Source organism: Ancylobacter sp. G4_0304 (assembly GCF_047501495.1).
Classification (GTDB): domain Bacteria; phylum Pseudomonadota; class Alphaproteobacteria; order Rhizobiales; family Xanthobacteraceae; genus Ancylobacter.
Genome location: NZ_JAZDRM010000006.1, coordinates 21,895 through 38,465 on the forward strand (window position 1 = coordinate 21,895; position 16,571 = coordinate 38,465).

At 65.3% G+C, this 16,571-nt stretch carries 14 protein-coding genes, 2 pseudogenes and 1 other annotated feature; of the genes and pseudogenes, 15 read left to right on the forward strand and 1 reads right to left on the reverse strand.

Annotated elements, in window-relative coordinates; translation table 11 throughout:
- Positions 1 to 124 precede the first annotated feature (124 nt).
- From VRZ77_RS04890 to VRZ77_RS04935, 10 genes and pseudogenes are all read left to right on the forward strand, one after another.
- The gene (locus tag VRZ77_RS04890) at positions 125 to 1,771 is read left to right on the forward strand and encodes a thiamine pyrophosphate-binding protein (RefSeq protein WP_414591542.1); all 1,647 of its coding nucleotides are present in this window, start codon (positions 125 to 127) and stop codon (positions 1,769 to 1,771) included.
- The gene (locus VRZ77_RS04895; RefSeq protein WP_414591543.1) at positions 1,768 to 3,960 is read left to right on the forward strand and encodes an acetate--CoA ligase family protein; all 2,193 of its coding nucleotides are present in this window, start codon (positions 1,768 to 1,770) and stop codon (positions 3,958 to 3,960) included. The genes VRZ77_RS04890 and VRZ77_RS04895 overlap by 4 nt, the downstream gene beginning before the upstream one ends.
- Before the next feature lie 94 nt (positions 3,961 to 4,054).
- Positions 4,055 to 4,504 (forward strand): tripartite tricarboxylate transporter TctB family protein, encoded by a 450-nt coding sequence (locus tag VRZ77_RS04900; RefSeq protein WP_414591544.1) that lies wholly within the window; start codon positions 4,055 to 4,057, stop codon positions 4,502 to 4,504.
- Positions 4,505 to 4,508: 4 nt separating this feature from the next.
- A complete protein-coding gene (locus VRZ77_RS04905; protein ID WP_414591545.1) occupies positions 4,509 to 6,008 on the forward strand; it encodes a tripartite tricarboxylate transporter permease in 1,500 nt (499 codons plus the stop codon).
- A 4-nt stretch (positions 6,009 to 6,012) separates the two neighbouring features.
- A complete protein-coding gene (locus tag VRZ77_RS04910) occupies positions 6,013 to 6,993 on the forward strand; it encodes an asparaginase (RefSeq protein WP_414591546.1) in 981 nt (326 codons plus the stop codon).
- A gap of 30 nt (positions 6,994 to 7,023) precedes the next feature.
- Positions 7,024 to 7,905: a polysaccharide deacetylase family protein gene (locus VRZ77_RS04915; RefSeq protein WP_414591547.1), complete on the forward strand. Its 882-nt coding sequence runs from the start codon at positions 7,024 to 7,026 to the stop codon at positions 7,903 to 7,905.
- A gap of 5 nt (positions 7,906 to 7,910) precedes the next feature.
- Entirely contained in the window at positions 7,911 to 8,228 is a 318-nt protein-coding gene (locus tag VRZ77_RS04920; protein ID WP_414591548.1) for a hypothetical protein, read from the forward strand.
- Positions 8,221 to 9,438 carry a CobW family GTP-binding protein gene (locus VRZ77_RS04925; RefSeq protein ID WP_414591549.1) on the forward strand — a complete coding sequence of 406 codons (1,218 nt, stop codon included), beginning with the start codon at positions 8,221 to 8,223 and terminating at the stop codon, positions 9,436 to 9,438. The genes VRZ77_RS04920 and VRZ77_RS04925 overlap by 8 nt, the downstream gene beginning before the upstream one ends.
- Positions 9,404 to 9,879, forward strand: a pseudogene (locus VRZ77_RS04930) (transposase); the annotation flags it as partial. The gene VRZ77_RS04925 and the pseudogene VRZ77_RS04930, both read left to right, overlap by 35 nt.
- Positions 9,688 to 9,804, forward strand: a sequence feature (AL1L pseudoknot). (Overlaps the previous pseudogene by 117 nt.)
- Positions 9,873 to 10,205 (forward strand): annotated as a pseudogene (locus VRZ77_RS04935) (IS3 family transposase); the annotation flags it as partial. The pseudogenes VRZ77_RS04930 and VRZ77_RS04935, both read left to right, overlap by 7 nt.
- A gap of 344 nt (positions 10,206 to 10,549) precedes the next feature.
- On the opposite strand, the gene VRZ77_RS04940 reads toward VRZ77_RS04935, so the two are convergent.
- Positions 10,550 to 11,452: a LysR substrate-binding domain-containing protein gene (locus tag VRZ77_RS04940; RefSeq protein WP_414591550.1), complete on the reverse strand. Its 903-nt coding sequence runs from the start codon at positions 11,450 to 11,452 to the stop codon at positions 10,550 to 10,552.
- A gap of 93 nt (positions 11,453 to 11,545) precedes the next feature.
- On the opposite strand from VRZ77_RS04940, the gene VRZ77_RS04945 reads away from it, so the two are divergent.
- The 5 genes from VRZ77_RS04945 to VRZ77_RS04965 all read left to right on the forward strand — a co-directional run bounded on the left by VRZ77_RS04945 (position 11,546) and on the right by VRZ77_RS04965 (position 16,487).
- Positions 11,546 to 12,661 (forward strand): 4-oxalomesaconate tautomerase, encoded by a 1,116-nt coding sequence (locus VRZ77_RS04945; RefSeq protein WP_414591551.1) that lies wholly within the window; start codon positions 11,546 to 11,548, stop codon positions 12,659 to 12,661.
- 45 nt (positions 12,662 to 12,706) lie between these two features.
- Entirely contained in the window at positions 12,707 to 13,687 is a 981-nt protein-coding gene (locus tag VRZ77_RS04950; RefSeq protein ID WP_414591552.1) for a Bug family tripartite tricarboxylate transporter substrate binding protein, read from the forward strand.
- A 162-nt stretch (positions 13,688 to 13,849) separates the two neighbouring features.
- The gene (locus VRZ77_RS04955) at positions 13,850 to 14,512 is read left to right on the forward strand and encodes a tripartite tricarboxylate transporter TctB family protein (protein ID WP_414591553.1); all 663 of its coding nucleotides are present in this window, start codon (positions 13,850 to 13,852) and stop codon (positions 14,510 to 14,512) included.
- 3 nt (positions 14,513 to 14,515) lie between these two features.
- The gene (locus VRZ77_RS04960) at positions 14,516 to 16,018 is read left to right on the forward strand and encodes a tripartite tricarboxylate transporter permease (RefSeq protein WP_414591554.1); all 1,503 of its coding nucleotides are present in this window, start codon (positions 14,516 to 14,518) and stop codon (positions 16,016 to 16,018) included.
- A gap of 70 nt (positions 16,019 to 16,088) precedes the next feature.
- Positions 16,089 to 16,487: an acyl-CoA thioesterase gene (locus VRZ77_RS04965; protein WP_414591555.1), complete on the forward strand. Its 399-nt coding sequence runs from the start codon at positions 16,089 to 16,091 to the stop codon at positions 16,485 to 16,487.
- Positions 16,488 to 16,571: the final 84 nt, after the last annotated feature.

A 16,571-nucleotide genomic window follows, 5' to 3' on the forward strand; every position in this document is an offset into this window, starting at 1 on the left:
CGGACCCGGCCCATCACATGAGGCGCAAGTGGTCCGCCCATTCGATCAGTGCAAACGGAGTGCCCACTGTGCCCCTTTCGACCAAGCCCGCTTCCGCCACCACCGTCGCTCGGGAGGTCTGATCATGGCCGTATGGGGACATGACCTCCTGGCGCAGGCCCTCAAGGATCAGGGCGTCGAGACCTTCTTCTTCATCATGGGTGCGCCGATGTCATCCGGCGAAAAGGCCGCGATGAATCTCGGCATTCGCGGCATCGACGTGCGACACGAACAGGCCGCCGCGATGATGGCGCATGGCTATGCCCGCGTGAGCAACAAGCCGGGCGTGTGTATGGCGTGCTCGGGTCCGGGCACGTTGAATTTCGGCACCGGCCTCGCCACCTCCCTGATGGACGGCGTGCCCGTCGTGGCGCTCGGCGGCTCCAGCCCGATCGGCGAATATGGCCGTGGCGCGTTCCAGGAGTTCGACCAGCTCGCCGCCATGAAGCCGTTGGTGAAGTGGGCCGAGCGCGTCTACGAGGCGCATCGCATCCCTGAGATCGTCAACCTCGCCTTCCGTCAGGCGCTCACCGGCAAGCCCGGCCCGGTCTATCTCGATTTCCCGAGCGACATTCTCTACGCCGAGGTGGACGAAGCGAAGGTCGTGTGGCCGAAGATCCCGGCCGACGGCCATCGGGTGCGCCCGGCGGGCGATCCGGCGCAGGTGGAGAAGGCGCTGGAACTGCTAGCCAATGCCGAGCGCCCGGTGGTCATCTCCGGCACCGGCGTGCTGTGGTCGGATGCGTCGCAGGCGCTGGCCCAATGGGTCGAGCACACCGGCATGCCGCTCTACACAACCCCACAGGGACGCGGCGTGGTGCCGGAAGATGAGCCCGGCCAGTTCCCCATCGCGCGCTCCACCGCGCTGCGCGAGGCGGATGTCGTACTCGTGGTCGGCACGCGGCTGAACTATGTGTTCGGGCAGGGGCAGGTCCCGCGCTTCGCCCGTGACGTGAAGCTGATCCGCATAGACATCGATCCGGGCGAGCTCGCGATCACCCCGCAGGTCGATCTCCCCATTCTGGGCGACGCGCGCACCGTGCTGAACCAGTTGCTTGCCGGCGCGGGTGAGAGGGTTTCGGCCGCGCGCTACACAGCATGGGTGAAGCGCCTCGCCGGCGTCGAGAAGGAGAGGGCGCCGAAATTCGAGGCGCAGCTTTCCACCGATCAGATGCCGATCCACCCGCTGCGCCTGTGCAAGGAAATCCGCGACTTCCTGCCCCGCAATGCCATCCTCGCGGTCGATGGTCAGGAGATCCTGAACTATGGCCGTCAGGCGATTCCGACCTTCGTCGCCGGACACCGACTGAACTCCGGCACCTTCGGCACCATGGGTGTCGGTCTGCCTTTCGGGCTCGGCGCCAAGGCCGCCAAGCCCGATACGCCGGTGCTGGTGCTGCACGGCGATGGATCGTTCGGCATGAACGGCATGGAGCTGGACACCGCGGTCCGCCACAAGCTGCCGGTCATCGTGGTGATCAGCCTTAACGGCGGCTGGACCTCGGACCCTGAACGCATCAAGCCCGGCCGCGACCTCGGCTACACCCGCTTCCACGACTTCGCCGAGGCGCTGGATTGTGTCGGCGAGTATGTCGAGCGCCCGGAGGACATCCGCCCGGCGCTCGAACGTGCAGCGGCTGCGGTCGCTGAAGGGCGCACCGCGCTCGTCAACGTCGTCACCGATCATGACGCCCGCGCCCAGACCGTGAAGTTCACGAGGACAATGACATGAGCAGCGCACTCCTCAAGGCCGATCCATCAGCCATTTCTTCCGGAGCCGACATGCACGCCGCTCTCGACTTCCTCAAGCCGCGCTCGATCGCCATCATCGGCGCCTCGCGCGATCCGTCAAAGCGAGGCAATCGCGCGATTCAGACCCTGCAGGAATGCGGGTACAAGGGCGCAATCCTGCCCATCAATCCGAAGGAGACCGAGATCCTCGGCCTGCCCACCTATCCCGACCTCGCCTCCGCTCCCGGCGAGATCGACCTCGCCATGATCTGTACGCCGGCCCGTGTCGCCCCCGACGTCATCGCCTTGTGCGGCGCGCGCGGCGTGAAGGGTGCGCTGGTGCTAGCGGGCGGGTTCAGCGAAGCTGGCGAGGCGGGGGGCGAACTTGAGGCCCGCACGCTGGAGGCCGCGAGAGCCGGCAATGTCCGCATGATCGGGCCGAACACCAACGGCATGTTCGACGGCCATACCGGCATGAACCTCACCGGCTGGCCGAGCGTCTATGCCGGCGGTCTCGGTGTGCTCTCGCAGTCCGGGAATGTCGCGCTCTCGCTGCTGGCCCAAAGCCACCAGAACGGCCACGCCGGCTTCAGCACTTTCGTGGGCGTCGGCAATGAGGGCGATGTTCGGTTCGACGAGTATCTGCGTTTCTTCGGCGAGGATCCGAACACCAGGGCCGTCATCGTCTATTGCGAGGGTTTCAAGGATGGGCAGGCCTTCCTCGAGGCCGCGCGCGAGGTCGCCCGCATCAAGCCCGTGGTGCTCTACAAGGCGGGGCGCACGGATCTGGGTGAGGGCGCGGCGCGCTCGCATTCCGGCTCGCTCGCTGGAAATTACACGGTAGCCAGCGCCGCGCTGCAGCAGGCGGGCGTCATCCAGGTCGAGCGTTCCGACGAAATGTTCATCGTCGCCGACCTCGTCTCGCGCACGGCGGGCCGTCCCACGCGCGGCGTCGCGGTGCTGTCGGAAGGTGGCGGCCCGATTTCTCAGGCGGCCGACGCGCTGGCCGAACGCGGGCTTGAACTGCCGCAACTCGCTGATGCCACCGTGAGGGCGCTGCAGAAGATCACACCCAACGCCTCGCAACTCTCAAACCCTATCGACGCGGGTGGCGGCACCGATCCGCATCCGCGGTTTATGCCGGCCTGCGGAGCCGAAATCCTCGCCGACAGGTCCGTCGATGCCCTGCTGATCGTCGGCTATTTCGGCGGCTATCAGGTGCGCTACGGCGCTTCGATCCGCGAGATCGAGAACGAGGCCGCCCACCAGCTCGTCGCGCTCGCCAAAGAGCACGACAAGCCGGTCGTGGTGCAGTGCCACTATGCCGAGTTCCCGACCGAGGCGATCTCGATACTGCGGGAAGGTGGCATCGTAGTGGTGCGCTCCATCGAGATCGCGGCTGCCGCACTCGCTGCCGCGCAGCGCTTCCATGAGGTTTCGACCGCGCCCGCCAATGAGATCGACAGTCGCATCACGCCGAGTGCGAAAGCTTCCGGTCTCGCCGCTACTGCCAAAGCCGAGGGCCGCAACGCCCTGCTGGAGCCCGAGGCGATGGGCTTGCTGCGCGAGGCCGGCATAGCGGTGCCGCCCTTTGCTCTGTTGTGCTCCCCCACCGATGCGGCCAGCCTGCCGGCCGAACTCACCGATGTGCCGGTCGCGCTCAAGATCGTCTCGCGCGACATCCTGCATAAATCCGATGTCGGCGGCGTGCGGCTGAACATTTCCGGCGCCCAGGCCATCGAGACCGAGAGCGCCGCGCTGCTCGCACATATCGCCGACACGTGCCCAGGTGCCGAAATTGCCGGGGTGCTTGTCACTCCTATGGCGGCCAAGGGAGTCGAGGTGGTGATCGGCGTGACGCAAGACCCGCAATTCGGGCGCTTCCTGATGTTCGGCCTTGGCGGCGTCTTCGTCGAGGTGATGAAGGACGTCGTATTCCGCTCGCTGCCTATCAGCCGCGCAGATGCCGAAGGAATGCTCGACGGCATCCGGGGCAAGGCGCTTCTGGATGGCGCGCGTGGCGCGAAGCCGGTGGACCGTGAAGGATTGGTCGAACTCTTGCTTAAGGTGTCTCACCTCGCAATCGCCGCGCCGGATATCGTCGAGATCGACCTCAACCCGGTTATCGTCAACGCTGCAGGCTACGCCGTCGTCGATGCGCGGATGCTTCTCACCGGCGAGGGCCACTGACGCTGCGCGCAAGCCCGACCGTACGACCGCCTTCCGCGAAAAGCATCCGCCAGTGATGCGCGGACGGGCGGATTACACCAACCAGAGGTGGATAATGTTGCAACACGCGCTCAAACGGCAGGACACATGGGCCGGGCTGATCTTCCTCGGCATCGGGATCGCGGCCCTGTCGGTCGGACGTGAATACGATCCCGGCACCGCCACCTCGATGGGGCCGGGCTATTTCCCCAATCTCCTAAGTTACCTTTTGTGCGGGCTCGGTGCGGTCATCGCGATCCGGGGGCTGATCGTAGAGGGCGACGTGGTGTCCGGGCTCGCGGCGCGCCCGTTCCTCGTGCTTGCCGCCGTTGCGCTGTTCGCCGCGCTGGTGACGAGTGCCGGTATGGTGCTGGCCATCCTCGCGCTCATCATGGTGGGCGCCGCCGCCGGCCACGAGTTCAGGTTCCTCGAGGTGGCGGTGCTCGCCATCGGCCTCGCGATCTTCTCGGTCATCATCTTCCAGTGGGCGCTGGGCCTTCACCTCCAGCTCTGGCCGGCGTGGTGAGCTGATGGAATCGTTCGATCACCTCCTTCTGGGCCTCAGCGTCGCGCTGACGCCCATGAACCTCAGCTACTGCTTCATCGGCGCGCTCCTGGGTACGCTGATTGGCGTGCTGCCCGGTCTCGGCCCGGTGCCGACCATCGCAATGCTGCTGCCGCTGACCTTCAACCTGCCGCCCGAAACCTCGCTCATCATGCTGGCGGGCATCTATTACGGCGCGCAATATGGCGGCTCGGTCTCTGCGATCCTCGTGAATCTGCCAGGTGAATCGACCTCCGTCGTCACCTGCATCGATGGCTATCAGATGGCGAGGCAGGGACGCGCGGGGCCGGCGCTGGGCATCGCCGCCATCGGCTCGTTCTTCGCCGGCTGCGTCGCCGCGCTGCTGATGTTCCTCTTCGCCCCCGTGCTCTCGAAGATCGCTCTCAGCGTCGGGCCTACAGACTATTTCTCCATGATGGTGCTCGGCCTCATCAGCGCGGTCGTGCTGGCCAACGGCTCGTTGCTGAAGGCGGTGGCTATGGTGGTGCTCGGCGTTCTGCTGGGCACGGTCGGCACGGATCTCAACTCCGGCACTCGCCGCTTCACTTTCGACGTGCTGGAACTCTCGGATGGCATCGACTTCGTCATCGTCGCCGTAGCGCTGTTCGCCTTTGCCGAGATCATCGCCAACCTTGCGCAGGGCGAGAAGCGGGAGGTGTTCACCTCGCGTCTTGGCCGGGTGCTGCCGAGCATGGCGGACATCAAGCAGTCCGCGGGCGCCATCATGCGCGGCACGGCGCTTGGCTCCATGCTGGGCATCCTGCCGGGCGGCGGCGCGCTGCTTGCCTCCTTCGCTGCCTATTCGGTGGAGAAGAAGCTCGCCAAGGATCAGAGCCGGTTCGGCAACGGCGCGATCGAGGGCGTCGCCGCGCCGGAATCGGCTAACAATGCCGGGGCGCAGACCTCCATGGTGCCGCTGCTGACGCTCGGCATACCGCCGAACGCGGTGATGGCGCTGATGCTGGGCGCCATGACCATCCAGGGCATCCAGCCCGGCCCGCAGGTGATGAATACCGATCCGCGCCTGTTCTGGGGGCTGATCGCGAGCCTGTGGGTCGGCAACGTGATCCTCGTCGTGCTGAACCTTCCGCTGATCGGGATCTGGATCAAGCTGCTGAATGTGCCCTATCGCCTGCTGTTCCCGGCGATCCTGCTGTTTTGCAGCATCGGCGTCTACACCATCAATCACCAGCCCTTCGACCTGATGTTAGCGGCTGGGTTGGGCGCGGTTGGCTATCTGCTGGCGAAGCTCGGCTGCGAGCCCGCGCCGCTGCTGCTCGGCTTCATCCTCGGCCCGTTGATGGAGGAGAACCTCCAGCGCTCCCTGCTGCTTTCGCGCGGCGATCCGACGGTGTTCCTCACGGAGCCGCTCAGCGCCGCCCTTCTTGTCGCCTCCGCCCTGCTGCTTATCGTCGTCGCCGCGCCGACGATCCGCCGCAAGCGTGAAGCGGCGTTCCAGGAGTAGCGCCATGGCAAAAGTCGTCGTCATCTGCACCGGAGGCACCATCGCCTCCCGCCGCGATGCCGTTCATGGCGACATCCGCGCGGTGGCGAACGGGGCGGAGCTGGTCGCCGAACTCAGCGGACTGCCGGACGATCTCGAGGTCGAAGTGGTCCAGCTGTTCAATGTCGGCAGCTACGCACTGGGCTTGCCGGAGGCCTTTGCGCTTGCCCGCCGGGCGGACGAGGAACTGCAACGCCCGGATGTTGCCGGCGTCGTCGTCACCCATGGTACCGATACGATGGAGGAAAGCGCCTTCATGGCCGACCTCCTCGTCGCCTCCGATAAGCCCGTCGTGTTCACCGGCGCCCAGCGCCTCGCCACGGAGGACGACCGCGACGGCCCGCGAAACCTGTCCGCCGCAATCCGTCTCGCTGCCGATCCGCGCCTGCGTGGTTTCGGCGCAATGATCGCGTTCGACGAGGAGTTTCATGCCGCTCGCGACGTCACCAAGACCCACACCTCGCGCGTCGGCACCTTTCAGTCCGCCGAGCACGGCAAGCTAGGCGACGTCGACGCCGCTCGAATTGTGATCTACCGCACGCCGCGCGCCCGCTGCCCCATTCCGACGACGCGGATCGAGAGCGCCGTCGAACTCATCAAGGTGTCGATGGGCTCCAGCGCCACCTTTTTTCGGGCGGCGCTGGCCGATGGCGCGCGCGGGCTCGTTGTCGAAGCCTTCGGGCGCGGCAATGTCCCGCCCGGCGCGCTGGAGGGAATCCGCCTCTGTGCAGAAGCTGGCGTGCCCGTGCTCGTCACCTCGCGTTGTCCGCAGGGCCGCGTCCAGCCGATCTACGGCAATGGCGGCGGTAAGGATGTCGCCGCGGCCGGGGCAATCTTCGCGGGCGACCTGTCGGGTATCAAAGCGCGCATTCTGCTGTCTGTCCTCGTCGGCGCGGGAACGAGCCGTGAGGACATTATCGCGGCTGTCGGACGGGTCGCGGATTGACTGCACACCGTTTCATTCAAGGAGGGACGAATGGCGAAGGAAATCTTGTGTGCGTTCGGCGTTGACGTCGACGCAGTCGCCGGCTGGCTCGGCTCCTATGGCGGCGAGGATTCGCCCGATGACATCTCGCGCGGCATGTTCGCCGGTGAGGTGGGCGTGCCCCGCATGCTCAACATGTTCGAGCGCTTCGGCATCAAGACCACCTTTTTCGTGCCGGGCCATTCCATCGAGACGTTCCCCGAACAGATAAAGGCGGTCGCGGCAGCGGGCCACGAGATCGGTGTCCATGGCTACAGCCATGAGAACCCGATCGCGATGACGCCGGAGCAGGAAGAGGCGGTGCTCGATCACTGTATCAAGCTCATCACCGATCTCACCGGCAAGGCACCCACTGGATATGTCGCGCCGTGGTGGGAGTTCAGCGAGGTCACCAACGAACTTCTGTTGAAGAAGGGCATCAAGTACGACCATAGCCTGATGCACAAAGACTTCGAGCCCTATCGCGTGCGCGTCGGCGATAGCTGGACCAAGATCGACTATTCCAAGCACCCCTCGGCCTGGATGAAGCCGCTGGTTCGCGGCACCGAGAGCGATCTCATCGAAATTCCGGCGAGCTGGTATCTCGATGACCTGCCGCCGATGATGTTCATCAAGAAGTCACCCAACAGCCACGGCTTCGTGAATCCTCGCGACATCGAGCAGATGTGGAAGGACCAGTTCGACTGGGTCTACCGCGAAATGGACTATGCGGTCTTCACTATAACCCTGCACCCGGACGTGTCGGGGCGCCCGCAAGTGCTGATGATGCTGGAACGCCTGTTCGAGTACATAAATTCCCATGAGGGCGTGCGCTTCACCACCTTCGACGACATTGCGGACGACTTCGCGCGTCGCTCGCCACGGTCGAAGTAGCGCCGATGTGTGGCCTGTGCGGCGTGCTGGGCGGGCCCAATCACTGGAGCGAGGGCGTGGCGGGCCGCGATGGCGCCGGTACACCGCGTCCCTGGCTGCGCCGGCAGGCCCGCCAGCGCTCGGTGGCGCTGGCCAACGTCGTGCTGCGCCGTTACCGCGTCGTGGTCCGCGATTGGCAGGGGGCCGCCTTCACCGTTACAGGCCCGACAGGACGGGTCGAACTGGCCGAGGATCTTGGTGCGCTGTGGGTGCGCGTCGAGGCCATTCTCGGCCGCCCGCTCGACCCGCTCGATCCCGAACTGCTGGATGCGCTCGATGGATGAGCTGAAGGGAGACGCTGGGGCTGACGCAGAGGTCGCGACGATACCCGTAAACATAGTCACCGGCTTCCTCGGCAGCGGCAAGACAACGATGTTGCGCCACGTGCTGTCGGACCCGGCGTTCTCCCGTGCGGCGGTGCTGATCAACGAATTTGGCGAAATTGGTCTCGATCATCTCCTCGTCGAGCGTCTCGACCAGTCCACCATGCTCATGGAAAGCGGCTGCATCTGCTGCACGCTACAGGACGATCTGCGCACCACCCTGCGCGATCTCCATTCCCGTCGCGGGCGAGGCGAGGTGCCGCCCTTCGACCGCATCATCATCGAGACGACGGGCCTTGCCGATCCCGCCCCGGTGATGGCGACGGTGATGGCCGATCCGATGCTTCGCCATCATCTGCGGGTTGGCAATGTGGTCACCACCGTCGATGCCGTGAACGGGATCACAAGTTTTGAGCGTTTCGAGCAGAGCCGTAAGCAGGTAGCGCTCGCTGACAGGGTTCTGCTGACGAAATCCGATCTGGCGAATGAGGATCAGTGCGCGGACGTCGAGGCGCGCATAGATGAGCTCAATCCGCATGTGCGGATCGAGCGGACGGTGCGGGGGGCCGCTGCGGCGGACGTGCTGACCGGGCTGGGCGGCACGAATACGCCGGAGCGCGACGCGGAGCTCTGCGGATGGCTCGCCACCGCCGCCTCCTATCGCGCTCGGCTTCGGGGCGGCGGACAAGGCGACACCGGTGTTGCGCGTCGTGCCGCCTTTCAAGCGACGTCTGTCTCACCATCCACCGCGTTGCACTCGCTGGTCATGACACTCGACGAGCCGATCGAGTGGACCAGCTTCGGGCTTTGGCTCAGTCTGCTCGTGCAGCGGCACGGCGAAAAAATTCTGCGTTTCAAGGGTTTGCTGAACATTGCGGGATCGGAAACGCCCGTGATGCTGCACGGCGTCCACGCGCTGCTTCACCCGCCCGAGCATCTAGAATCCTGGCCAACTGAGGCGCGCAATTGCTTGCTGGTCTTTATCATTCAGGAGCTTGCACCTGAATTAGTCGAGCGCTCTCTGAGAGCCTTCCTAGCGGCAGGAGCACGCATCAGTTCATCGGAAGCCGAATACTCGTCCTCTATGTTGAACCGCCCGGCTCTGCCGGAGGCCCCACTCCTGAGAGGATGGGGCGATGACGAGCAAGACGACGGACAAGTTCTCGCCTGAGGTGCGTGCCCGGGCGGTGCGGATGGTGCTGGATCACGAGGCTGAACACCCTTCGCGCTGGCAGGCGATGGTGTCGATTGCGGCGACGATCGGCTGCTCGGCGCCCTCACTGAATGAGTGGCTGAAGAAGGCCGAGGTCGATGCCGGCAAGCGGGCCGGCGTGACGACGGATATGTAGGCGAAGCTGAAGGCCCTTGAGCGCGAGAACCGCGAGTTGCGGCAGGCGAACGAGATCCTGCGCACGGCATCCGCCTATTTCGCCATGGCGGAGCTCAACCGCCGGTCGAAGACATGATCGCGTTCATCGATGATCATCGCGGTGCGTATGGGGTCGAGCCGATCTGCAAGGTTCTGCCGATCGCCCCATCGACCTATCATGCGCATGTCGCCCGGCGGCTTGATCCGTCGAAGGGCTCGGCACGGGCGCTACGGGACGCAAGCCGAAGGAGCGTGTGCTGGTGCATTCGGACCAGGGGAGCCAGTTCACGAGCATTGAGTGGGCTTCGTTCCTGAAACACCACGATCTGCAGCCCTCGATGAGCCGTCGCGGGAACTGCCATGACAACGCCGTCGCCGAGAGCTTCTTCAACCTGCTCAAGCGCGAGCGTATCCGCCGCCAGGTCTACCGCACGCGCGACGAGGCACGCGGGGACGTGTTCGATTACATCGAGATGTTCTACAACCCCACCCGCAAGCACGCACGGAACGGGATGCTGTCACCCATCGAGTTCGAACGGCAGCACAAAGCCAAAGCCGAGGGCGTCTAGAAAACGCGGGGCGGTTCAGGCTGCAATGGCGGCGCTTTGCTGACAGACCGCTTCGGGCCGACTGTAGACCGTCTGCTAGGCGCGTAAAGCGGATAGCGGACGTACGGCCACCGACGCGCATGCTGACACGTCAACCCTGGCAGTCGTCAGCCCCCACTTAACGTGGATCTCCATTCGATGTCAGATGCCAGTTCGCTCGGCAGAGAGCCATTCATCCTTTGGGTCGCCGCTATATGCCACTGGGATCGACACGCATTACCAAGCTAACGAGAAACCGCGAACTTGCCCGCGACTTGACCGACATCACGATTCGATTGGATCGCTTCTGCCAACTACCCATTCTCCTAAGCATCCTCCCGCCACTCGCGCAGCAACATGTCGAGGAAGCGCTGGGCGGCGGGCGAGAGGCGGCCGCTGCGGCGTTGGACGACGCCGATCGGGCGGGACACCTCCGGTTCGATCAGCGGGCGGGTCATGATGAAGGGGTGATCGGATCGCGGCGTGGCGAGGCGCGGCAGCACGGAAACACCAAGGCCGGCCTCGACGAGGCCGAGCGAGGTCGAGAGATGCGTGACCTCGTAGAACCATTGCAGCCTGAGATTTGATCGCGCGAGCGCGGCATCGAGCAAGGTCCGGTTTCCGCTGGTGCGCCCTACGGTGATGAGCCGGTGCGGCTCCAGCTCGGACCAGAGCAGCGGTCCCTCCACCGCCAAAGGATGATCGCGCCGGCATGCGAGCACGAAGGGATCGTCCATCAGCGGCGTGAACTGGAGCTGCGGATCGGAAGACGCCATGAGGCTGATGCCGAATTCAACTTCGCCGCGCGCCACGCTCTGGAGACCGTCATTAGCGCTGAGGTCGAGAATGCGGAAGCGGATCTGCGGATAGATCTCGTTAAAGCGCTTGATGACGCCGGGCAGGAAGTAGAACGCCGCCGTCGGCAGGCAAGCGATGGTGACCACCGTATTCTGACGCTGGCCGAGTTCGCGCACCGAGAACAGCGAGCTCTCGAACTCCTCCAGCATCCGCTTCACCAGCGGGACGAGCTCCCGCCCCAGCGCGGTGGGCGCGACGCGGCGGGTGGTGCGCTCCAGAAGCGCGGCGCCCACGGCCTGCTCCAGCTTTTGGATGCGGCGCGTGAGCGCTGGCTGCGAGAGGTTGAGGGCGTCGGCCGCCTTGTGGAAGCCCTCAAGCTCCACGACGGCGAGGAAGGCCCGCAGATCCAGTATGTCGCAATTGATATTCAAAGCACATCAATCCTTGCGATCTTTGCATTTAATGTGGAGTGAGCCTGCCGATAGAAGCATGAATCAATGGTATTCATGCGAGGATCGGAACAGATGCACAAGAACTCCGAAATGCGCATCCCTGCTGTTCTGATGCGTGGCGGCACGTCCCGCGGTCCGTTCATTCTCGAAAGCGATTTGCCCGCCGACCCGAAACTGCGCGAGTCCGTGCTGCTCGCCATCATGGGGTCGCCCGATGCGCTGCAGGTCAACGGCATTGGCGGCGGCAATCCGCTGACCAGCAAGGTGGCCATCATTTCCCCCTCGCAGCGGCCGGGAGTGGACGTCGAATACCTATTCGCCCAGGTTGCGGTCGATCGGCCGATCGTCGACATGACGCCGAACTGCGGCAACATGCTCTCCGCTGTCGGTCCCTTCGCGATCGAGAGCGGGCTGCTGCCGGCGGGCGCGGGCCAGACCACGGTGCGGATCTTCAACCGCAACACCAGCAAGACCATCGAGGCCGTCGTGCAGACGCCCGACGGCAACGTGACTTATGGCGGCGACACCGAGATCGATGGCGTCCCGGGTCATGCGGCGCCGATCAAGCTCACCTTCCTCGACGCCAACGGCTCCAAGACGGGTAGCCTCTTTCCCACCGGTCATACGGTAGAGACCATCGAGGACACATCGGTGACGCTCATCGACTATGCCATGCCGATGATGCTTGTGCAGGCGGCAGCGCTCGGCCTGACCGGCACGGAAACGCCGGAGGAACTCGATGCGAACCGGCCGCTGTTTCGCAAGCTGGAGGCGCTCCGCCGCGAGGCGGGCCGTCGCATGGGGCTCGGCGATGTTTCCAATGCGGTCGTGCCGAAGATCGGGTTGATGTCGGCGCCGGTCCGCGCCGACGGCACGATCACCTCGCGCTACCTCGTGCCTCACCGCACCCACCGTGCCCATGCGGTCACAGGTGCGCTCTGCGTCGCTGTCGCCGCCGCGACGCCCGGCACGGTTGCACATGCCGTAGCGCGCCAGCCGGCTGCGGGTAAGGCACTCATCATCGAGCATCCCAGCGGTAAGATCGATGTTGATCTCGAAATGGACGCGGCCGGCGAAGTGCGCCGCGCGAGCCTGATCCGTACCGCCCGCCGCATTTTCGAGGGGACGGTTATCGTTTCCATGGAAGAAGAAACCGATAACGGCGAGCCTCAAGCCCGCCTCGCCTGAACGCCGATCCACCAGAATACCAAGACACAAGAACCGGAGGAAAACATGTTGAATCGTCGCCACTTCTCGCTGCTTCTGGCCGCCGGCTGCCTTGCCGCCCCCCTTGCCACCGCGCAGGCGCAGGACGCCTATCCGGTGCGGCCCGTGAAGCTCGTCGTGCCCTATGCCGCCGGTGGCGGCACCGACGCCATTGCCCGCCTTGTCGCCAATGGCGTGGGCGAGAAACTCGGCCAGGCGATGGTCGTGGAGAACAACGGCACGTCCGGCGGCAATGTCGCCTCGCAGCGCGTGGCGAGTGCCGATCCAGATGGCTACACGGTGCTGATGGCCAATCAAGGCCCCATGGTCGTCAATCCGCACCTGTTCAAGAGCTTGAAGCTTGATCCGCTTACCGCCTTCGATCCGGTGACGCTGATCGCGCGCACGCCGCTGGTCGTGGTGGTCTCCAAGAACTCGAAGTTCAAGAGCTTCGAAGACATCATCGCCTTCGGCAAGGCGAACCCCGGCGACCTTACCTATGGTTCGGCCGGCAACGGCTCGGCGAGCCATCTGGCGACGGCGCTGCTGCTCTCGCAGGCCGGCATCTCGGCGGTGCACGTACCCTACAAGGGCGCGGGCCCGGCGCTCAACGACATGCTGGGCGGACGCGGCGACTTCATGGTGACGACGCTTCCCTCGGTGCTGGGCCTGGTCGACAGCGGCGAGATGATCCCGCTCGCCGTCACCACCAAGGAGCGGGTCGCCAAGCTACCCAACGTCCCGACCATCGCCGAGCGCGGCTACCCCGACTACGAATCGGCCGCCTGGTACGGCTTCGCCGTGCCGAAGGGCACGCCGCAGCCGGTGGTCGACAAGCTGCGCACCGCGACGATCGAAGCGCTCGCCATGCCGGTCATCAAGGAGCGTCTGAGCGCCGAGGGCACGACTATCGTCGGCGACACCCCTCAGGAGTTCGCCGCGATGATGAAGACCGAAAGCGCCCGCTGGTCGAAGTTCCTCGGTGAGGCCGGCATCTCCATCGACTGACCGTTCCGCGCCCCGGCCTTGACCGGGGCGCGACCATACGTGCGGCACTCCGAAATCGCCGCGCCAAAGACCGGTCTGGCACAACATGGCGGGAAGAACCGGACCGCGTAACGCCACCACGCGCCAAGGGCTAAAGCCCGGCGAACGCTCAGGGAGGGCATGATGACGGATGTTGCACGCGGAACTGCGGGCTCCGGCAAGCAGGCGGGGGCCGTTTCCCGCAAGGAACTGGGCGCGGCGGCGATTCTCATCGTGCTTGCCGTGCTGGGCTTCGCCCTCTCCTCCGAGCTGCCGCGCGGCACGCTGCGCTCGGTCGGCGCCGGGATGCTGCCGCAGGCGCTCTCCATTCTGCTCGGGCTATGCGCCATTCCGATTCTCGTGGGCGCGTGGCGCGGCGCCGGCGGATCCGAAGGGCTCACCTTCTCGCTGCGCGGGCCGGTCCTCGTGCTGTCGGCCACGGCGCTTTTCGCGCTGACCATCAAGAGCTCGCATTTTGACGGCTGGAGCACGCCGGAGCTCGGCCTCGTGGTGGCCGGACCGCTCGCCATCATCGTTGGCGGCTATGCCGCTCCGGAGGTTCAGCTCCGACCGCTGGTGACCCTGGCGCTCTTCCTCACGCCCTTCAGCCTCGTGCTGTTCGGCGACCTCCTGAATCTTCCGATCCCGATCATGCCCCGCTACGTGCAGGAGGTGGTGCTGGGCGGCTGGAGCTATCGCGGGGCGCTCCGGCTTGCTGCGGCCCTGATGGTCGGCGCCGGATTGCTGGTGCTGTTTTCCGGACGCCGCGCGTCCGCCAAAGCGCCGACCGCGACCAAGGAGGGCTGAGCCATGTTCGATCTCATCAGCAATCTCGGTCTCGGCCTCGCCGTCGCCTTCTCGCTCAAGAACCTCGTGCTGTGCCTCACCGGCTGTCTGGTGGGAACGCTGGTCGGCATTCTGCCCGGCGTCGGGCCGATCGCCACCATCTCGATGCTGTTGCCCATCACCTTCGGGCTTGATCCCGTAGGCGCCCTCATCATGCTCGCCGGCATCTATTACGGCGCACAGTATGGTGGTTCGACCACCGCAATCCTCGTCAACATTCCCGGCGAGGCGACGGCGGTGGTGACGACGCTCGACGGCCACCAGATGGCGAGGCGCGGGCGTGCCGGCGTCGCGCTTGGCATCGCCGCCATCGGTTCCTTCATCGCCGGCACCTTCGCCACCCTGTTGATCGCGGCGCTTGCCAAGCCGCTGACCAGCCTCGCCCTGGTCTTCGGTCCGGCCGAGTATTTCTCGCTGATGGTGATGGGCCTCGTCTTCGCCGTCGTGCTCGCGCACGGATCGATCATCAAGGCCATTGCCATGATCCTCTTCGGCATCCTGCTCTCTACGGTCGGCATCGACCTTGAGACCGGCGAAGCGCGCATGACCCTTGGCATGGAGTTCCTCGCCGACGGCATCGATTTCGCCGTGCTCGCCATGGGTGTGTTCGGCGTCGCCGAGATCCTGCGCAATCTCGACAATGTCGAGACCCGGGACGTGGTGAAGCAGGCGATCGGTCGGCTGCTGCCGGGCCGCGCCGAGATGCGCCAGTCCGCGGCACCAATCGCGCGCGGCACGATCATCGGCGCCATCCTCGGCATCCTGCCGGGCAACGGCGCCGTGCTCGGCCCGTTCGCCGCCTATACGCTGGAGAAGAAGATCGCCAAAGATCCCAGCCGCTTCGGCAAGGGCGCGATCGAAGGCGTCGCGGGTCCGGAGAGCGCCAACAATGCCGGCGCGCAGACGTCGTTCATTCCCCTGCTCACCCTCGGCATCCCGCCCAACGCGGTGATGGCGCTCATGGTCGGCGCCATGACCATCCACGGCATCGTGCCGGGCCCGCTGGTCATGACCAATTCGCCCGACCTGTTCTGGGGCATGATCGCCTCCATGTGGATCGGCAACCTTATGCTGCTCATCATCAACCTGCCGATGATCGGCCTGTGGGTGAAGCTGCTGAAGGTGCCTTATCACCTCATGTTCCCGGCCATTCTGATGTTCTGCTCCATCGGCATCTTCTCGATCAATTCCGAGCCGGTGCAGGTGCTGCTGATCGGCCTGTTCGGCTTTGCCGGCTACATCCTGGCCAAATTCGGCTTCGAGCCGGCGCCGATGCTGCTCGGCTTTGTGCTCGGCCGGCTGATGGAGGAGAATTTCCGGCGCGCCCTTCTGGTGTCTCGCGGCGATATGGCGACCTTCGTCGAGAGCCCGATCTCCGCCGGCCTCCTGGCCATCGCGGCCATCATGCTGGTGGTGGTGCTGCTGCCGAGCTTCCGCCGTGGGCGCGAGGATGTCTTTGCGGAATAGCCTGCGCCCCTCAGCCGAGCAGCATGGCAACGTGTGATGCCATGCTGCCTGCCCTCGCCCCCCTCGCCGGATGATGACCATGATCGCCGCTACCGAGCCGCCGCCGACTTCACCGGTCGTGCGCACCATCGCCATGCCCGCCGATACCAATCCGGCAGGCGACATTTTCGGCGGATGGCTGATGGCGCATATGGATCTTGCCGCCGGCAACGTCGCCACGCGGCGCGCAAAGGGCCGGGTCGCCACAGTGGCGGTGGAGGCCATGAGCTTTCTCAGCCCGGTTCTGGTCGGTGACGAGGTGAGCTTCTATGGCGAGGTGCTGTCGGTCGGCCGCACGTCGCTACGCATCCGCATCGAAGCCTGGCGCAGGCCCCGTGAAGGTGAAGCGCTCAACAAGGTGACGGAGGCGACCTTCACCTTCGTCGCGATCGGGCCCGACCGCCGGCCGCGCCCGATCGACGGGTCGTGATCTCGTCATCGTAAGGGCCCATCCCTATCTCGCTCGTATTCTGGACGACAGCAAGGAAGCGTCTCTCCTGCAGCAACTGGCGAG

Bases quoted from the DNA above. Each gene is read 5' to 3' on its own strand.
- VRZ77_RS04890 (WP_414591542.1), top strand. From the start codon at position 125: ATGGCCGTATGGGGACATGACCTCCTGGCGCAGGCCCTCAAGGATCAG.
- VRZ77_RS04895 (WP_414591543.1), top strand. From the start codon at position 1,768: ATGAGCAGCGCACTCCTCAAGGCCGATCCATCAGCCATTTCTTCCGGA.
- VRZ77_RS04900 (WP_414591544.1), top strand. From the start codon at position 4,055: ATGTTGCAACACGCGCTCAAACGGCAGGACACATGGGCCGGGCTGATC.
- VRZ77_RS04905 (WP_414591545.1), top strand. From the start codon at position 4,509: ATGGAATCGTTCGATCACCTCCTTCTGGGCCTCAGCGTCGCGCTGACG.
- VRZ77_RS04910 (WP_414591546.1), top strand. From the start codon at position 6,013: ATGGCAAAAGTCGTCGTCATCTGCACCGGAGGCACCATCGCCTCCCGC.
- VRZ77_RS04915 (WP_414591547.1), top strand. From the start codon at position 7,024: ATGGCGAAGGAAATCTTGTGTGCGTTCGGCGTTGACGTCGACGCAGTC.
- VRZ77_RS04920 (WP_414591548.1), top strand. From the start codon at position 7,911: ATGTGTGGCCTGTGCGGCGTGCTGGGCGGGCCCAATCACTGGAGCGAG.
- VRZ77_RS04925 (WP_414591549.1), top strand. From the start codon at position 8,221: ATGGATGAGCTGAAGGGAGACGCTGGGGCTGACGCAGAGGTCGCGACG.
- VRZ77_RS04945 (WP_414591551.1), top strand. From the start codon at position 11,546: ATGCACAAGAACTCCGAAATGCGCATCCCTGCTGTTCTGATGCGTGGC.
- VRZ77_RS04950 (WP_414591552.1), top strand. From the start codon at position 12,707: ATGTTGAATCGTCGCCACTTCTCGCTGCTTCTGGCCGCCGGCTGCCTT.
- VRZ77_RS04955 (WP_414591553.1), top strand. From the start codon at position 13,850: ATGACGGATGTTGCACGCGGAACTGCGGGCTCCGGCAAGCAGGCGGGG.
- VRZ77_RS04960 (WP_414591554.1), top strand. From the start codon at position 14,516: ATGTTCGATCTCATCAGCAATCTCGGTCTCGGCCTCGCCGTCGCCTTC.
- VRZ77_RS04965 (WP_414591555.1), top strand. From the start codon at position 16,089: ATGATGACCATGATCGCCGCTACCGAGCCGCCGCCGACTTCACCGGTC.